Raw genomic sequence first — 4448 nt, 5'->3', positions numbered from 1 at the left:
GGAAGAGGGCGGCAGGACGGGGACCGTCGTCGAGCTTCTGGCGCTTTTGGCACTTGCCTACCAGAAAGAAGCGGACGACGGCGGGGCGCTGGCGGCGCTGCGACGCGCGGTAGCGCTCGCAGAACCAGAGGGCTACGTTTCAGTGTTCGTCGACGGGGGTGAGGCGATGGCGACCTTGTTGAATGCGCTCGTGAAGCGGGGAAGGGCCTCAGACTACGTAGGCCGGCTCTTGGAGTTGTTCGGGACCGAAACGCGCAGCACCCCGGCACGGCAACGCTTGATCGAGCCCCTAAGTGATCGTGAGCTGCACGTGCTTCGGCTTCTTTCCTCGGAGCTGGGCGGCCCGGAGATCGCGCGCGAGTTGCTCATTTCCCTGAACACCCTCCGGACACACACCAAGAACATCTACGCCAAGCTCGGCGCGAATAGCCGCCGCGCGGCCGTCCGGCGGGCCGAGGAGCTGGAGCTCCTGCCGCGAAAAGATCACCACATCAATCACCAGGTGTGGTGATCCCCGCTCACCACATCTCCTTCTACCTTCGAAGCATCAAAGAAGTCATCCGCAGAGGCGGTTGAACTCCACAAAGGCAGAAGGAGGGGCGATGAACGCGAGATCGGTAGGCCGGGAAGACACTCCGGCCGAGTATGAAATCCGCGTCAAAGGCCATCTTGATTCCCGCTGGGCCGCTTGGTTCGAAGGACTGAGCGTCACCAACGAACACGACGGGACCGCCGTCATCCGCACCCGGACCGTAGACCAAGCCGCGCTCCACGGTCTGCTGCAAAAGCTCCGCGACTTGGCGCTACCGCTCCTGGCAATCACCCAAACCGGAACCACGCAAACCAGCCGGCCGGCGTCGAACGCCCGCATCTTCATCCCCAAGAAGGACCACACCATGAAAACCACCACCCAAACCCCGACAACTGATCGTGGCCGAATGGACCCCCTGCGGAAGACCGCGATGGTCGCAGGCATCCTGTACATCGTGACGTTCGTCAGCTCGATCCCGGCGCTTTTCCTGATTTCTCCCGTCCTGAACGATCCGCACTACATCACGGGCCCGGGTGCCGACTCGACCGTCATCTTTGGCTGCTTCCTCGATCTCGTCAACGCGGTTTCCGCGGTGGGCACCGCCGTCGCGCTGTTTCCTGTGGTCAAACGGCAGAACGAGGGCATTGCGCTGGGCTTCGTCACCGCCCGGATGTTTGAAGCGGCGGTCATCGTGATCGGCGTCGTCAGTCTTCTTGCCGTTGTCACTTTGCGCCAGAACAGCGGCGCGGACCCTGCCTTGGTTCCCGTGGGCCAAGCCCTCGTGGCGGTCCGCGGCTGGACGTTCATTCTCGGCCCGAGCCTGGTTCCGGGCGTGAGCGGGCTGCTGCTCGGGTACCTGATGTACCGTTCGGGGCTCGTGCCGCGCATCATTCCCCTCCTTGGACTGATCGGCGGACCGCTGCTCCTTTCGTCGACGCTCTCAACGATGTTCGGTATCAACCAAGGGATCTCGGTGTGGTCGGGACTCGCAACCTTGCCGATCTTCGTTTGGGAGTTGTCGCTGGGCATCTGGATGGCGGTCAAGGGCTTCCGGCCCTCGCCCATCACCACAGGGCAGGTGCGCGCAGCCTGAGGGCTATGCGGGCTTTGGGCGGGCGCGTACGTGCATCCGCTCGCCCTGCTGTCCAAACAAGCTGATGAATTCGACGGGTTTCCCGTCGGCGCTGGCGAACCAGTGCGGCGTGCGGGTGTCGAATTCCGCGGCTTCTCCTGCGCGGAGTTCAAAGTCGTTGTCGCCCAGCACCAGGCGCAGCCGTCCGTTGAGGATGTAAAGCCATTCGTAGCCTTCGTGAACTCGCGGATCGGGCTCGGACCCACGGGCATCACCTGCGAGCACCATCTTGAAGGCCTGCAAACCGCCCGGCCGGCGCGTGAGGGGAACAGCCGTCATGCCGCCATGGGTGATGGGCCGCAGGTGAATTCTCGGATCTCCGGTGGGCGGGGCGCCGACCAGATCATCAAGGGGAACACCGTACAACCTCGCAAGGGGCAGCAGGATTTCGAGGTTTGGCCTGCGTTGGCCGGATTCGAGCCGGGACAAGGTGCTCACCGACACTCCGGATGCAGAGGACACCTCTCCGAGGGTGAGATCCCGTTCCGTGCGGAGTGCCCTAAGCCGGGGCCCGACAGCCCCGAGAACATCATCAAGCTCATTTGCCATACCCATAGTTTGCCATAACAGCAAAAGAGTTTGCCAGATTTCCCACGCGAGATGAAAGCTTGTCTAAGCACCCAAGGACGCTGGCTGCGGACTTTCAGGACACCATGAAGGGCGAATCAGTATGGACACCACACGGCATGACGTCGTAATTATCGGGGGCGGCATTGCGGGACTCAGCGCGGCCACGACGCTGAGCCGCGCGCTTCGCTCGGCGCTGGTGATCGATTCCGGAACACCACGCAATGCACCTGCGGCGGGTGTGCATGGCTATCTTTCACGGGACGGCATGAACCCCCGGGAACTCCTGTCGATCGGACGCAACGAAGTGCTCTCCTACGGAGGAACTGTCATTGACGCCGAGGCCGTTTCGGCACGGCGCACTACCGACGGATTCGAGGTGACGCGCAGTGATACCCGCCGGTTTTCGTGCAGGCGCCTTCTGGTCACCACTGGCCTGACGGACGGGCTGCCTCCCATCGACGGCCTGCGGGAGCAATGGGGGAAGGGCGTTGTGCACTGCCCCTATTGCCATGGCTGGGAAATCCGCGGGAAAAGGATCGGCGTGCTGGGTACCGGAGCAATGTCCGTCCATCAGGCACTGTTGTTCAGGCAGTGGTCCCCTGATATCACCCTTTTCCTCAATGACACCGTGGAACCCACCGAGGAAGAGTGGGACAAGCTCAGTGCCCGGTCCGTAACAGTCGTCGACGGCGCCGTGGCCTCAGTGGACGCTGTCAACGGGGTCCTCACGGGTCTCACGCTCCGCCAGGGTTCCTCATTCGACATACAGGCCGTGGCTGTCGGTACACGGATGGAGGCCAGGTCCGCGCTGCTGGAATCACTCGGACTAAGTACCCAGGTGCACCCCATGGGGGTGGGGCGGTTTATCGAGACCGATGCTACTGGTGCGACGGCCGTCCAGGGCGTGTATGCAGCGGGCAATGTCTCCAATGTGATGGCCCAAGTGATCACCGCGGCGTCCGAGGGCGTCATGACCGGCGCACGGATCAACGCCGATTTGATAGAAGAGGAAACCCGGTGGGCCGTTGAGGGGCGGTTCGGCCCCTTCTCGGCGGCCTCGGAAGCCGCCGTATCTACCACTGTGCTGGGTCACGTCGATCACCTTCGCCTGGCACCGGGCGTCAGTTCGTGGGCTCCGTAGCTGTGGGTCCTTCTCTCTGTTTTAGGCTTCGGGGATGACCATGGCGAAGCGTTCCTCGCGGGCTTCGTCCGGGTCCGGGCCGCTGCGGTTGCCGGTGTCGAGCGCGTCGATGGCGGCGAGTTCGGCGGCACTAAGTTCGAAGTCAAAAACATCGAAGTTTTCGGCGATGCGTGCCGGGTTGGTCGATTTCGGGATGGCTGAGCGGCCTTGCTGGAGGTGCCACCGGAGCATGACCTGGGCCGGACTCTTGCCGTGCGTCCGTGCGATGGTGGCGATTGCCGGGTCTTGCATGACGTTCCGCCGCTCCTGGCCTCCCCATCCTGGGTAGAAGGTGATCCCTCCGATGGGCGACCAGGCCTGGGTGATGACACCATGTTCGGCGTCGGCGGCTTGGACGTCCGGCTGGGTGAAGTACGGGTGGAGTTCGATCTGGTTCACGGCCGGGACGACGCCGGTCGAGTCGAGCAGTCGCGTCAGGTGGTGGGGCATGAAGTTGCTGACGCCGATCGCCCGCACGCGCCCGTCGGCAAGCAGGGTCTCCAGTGCCTTGTATGCGGCGATGGTCTTCTCGAACCGGTCGGGTGCGGGCTGGTGCAGGATGAGCAAGTCCAGGTAGTCGACGCCGAGCTTGCCCGTCGCTTTGTCCCAGGCATGCAGGGACCGGTCGTAGCCATAGTCACTGACCCAGACCTTGGTCTCGATGAAGACCTCTGCCCGATCCAGGCCCGAGCGGCGGATGCCTTCACCGACTTCCCGTTCGTTGCCGTACGCGGCGGCGGTGTCGATGTGCCGGTAGCCGGTGGCCAGCGCGGCCTCGACTGCCGCCGTCGTTTGCTCCGGGGCGCTTTGAAAGACGCCCAGGCCCAGGGCTGGCATTGTGACGCCGTTGTTGAGAGTCAGTTCCATGTCCATGCGATTCACGGTATTCAGGTGTGCGCGGATGTGGGAGGGCACGTCAGTACCCCCTTTGAAACGGGTGGTCCGGAAATTCAGCGCGCGGTTTCGAGTTGCGGCGCCGGCGCAACTTCCCGGCGGGCCCCGGCGCGGCGGGCGGCCAGGTCCGCGGGAAGGAT

Annotated in this window: 5 protein-coding genes; 3 read left to right on the top strand and 2 right to left on the bottom strand. The window is 63.7% G+C overall.

Annotation, left to right across the window (positions count from 1 at the left end; all coding sequences use genetic code 11):
* A partial coding sequence (locus AHiyo1_RS13925) for a response regulator transcription factor (RefSeq protein ID WP_253257343.1) occupies positions 1-511 on the top strand: 511 nt, incomplete at its 5' end.
* Between the two features lie 91 nt (positions 512-602).
* Positions 603-1625 (top strand): DUF4386 domain-containing protein, encoded by a 1023-nt coding sequence (locus AHiyo1_RS13920; protein WP_253257342.1) that lies wholly within the window; start codon positions 603-605, stop codon positions 1623-1625.
* A gap of 3 nt (positions 1626-1628) precedes the next feature.
* On the opposite strand, the gene AHiyo1_RS13915 is transcribed toward AHiyo1_RS13920, so the two are convergent.
* Positions 1629-2213, bottom strand: coding sequence for a helix-turn-helix domain-containing protein (locus tag AHiyo1_RS13915; protein WP_059388964.1), 585 nt, complete (start codon positions 2211-2213; stop codon positions 1629-1631).
* Between the two features lie 121 nt (positions 2214-2334).
* On the opposite strand from AHiyo1_RS13915, the gene AHiyo1_RS13910 reads away from it, so the two are divergent.
* Complete coding sequence (locus AHiyo1_RS13910; RefSeq protein WP_059388963.1) at positions 2335-3375, top strand: NAD(P)/FAD-dependent oxidoreductase; 1041 nt, start codon at positions 2335-2337, stop codon at positions 3373-3375.
* Positions 3376-3396: 21 nt separating this feature from the next.
* On the opposite strand, the gene AHiyo1_RS13905 is transcribed toward AHiyo1_RS13910, so the two are convergent.
* Positions 3397-4281: an aldo/keto reductase gene (locus AHiyo1_RS13905; protein WP_059388965.1), complete on the bottom strand. Its 885-nt coding sequence runs from the start codon at positions 4279-4281 to the stop codon at positions 3397-3399.
* Positions 4282-4448: the final 167 nt, after the last annotated feature.

Origin of the sequence: Arthrobacter sp. Hiyo1, from assembly GCF_001263615.2 — a bacterium.
Taxonomy (GTDB): domain Bacteria; phylum Actinomycetota; class Actinomycetes; order Actinomycetales; family Micrococcaceae; genus Arthrobacter.
The sequence above is the reverse complement of the archived record's forward strand: the minus strand, read 5'-3'. Positions and strand labels throughout refer to the sequence as shown.

What these genes read in the sequence shown, in the direction of transcription:
- AHiyo1_RS13910 (WP_059388963.1), top strand. Translation starts at nt 2,335, where the DNA reads ATGGACACCACACGGCATGACGTCGTAATTATCGGGGGCGGCATTGCG.
- AHiyo1_RS13920 (WP_253257342.1), top strand. Translation starts at nt 603, where the DNA reads ATGAACGCGAGATCGGTAGGCCGGGAAGACACTCCGGCCGAGTATGAA.
- AHiyo1_RS13915 (WP_059388964.1), bottom strand. Translation starts at nt 2,213, where the DNA reads ATGGCAAATGAGCTTGATGATGTTCTCGGGGCTGTCGGGCCCCGGCTT.
- AHiyo1_RS13905 (WP_059388965.1), bottom strand. Translation starts at nt 4,281, where the DNA reads ATGGAACTGACTCTCAACAACGGCGTCACAATGCCAGCCCTGGGCCTG.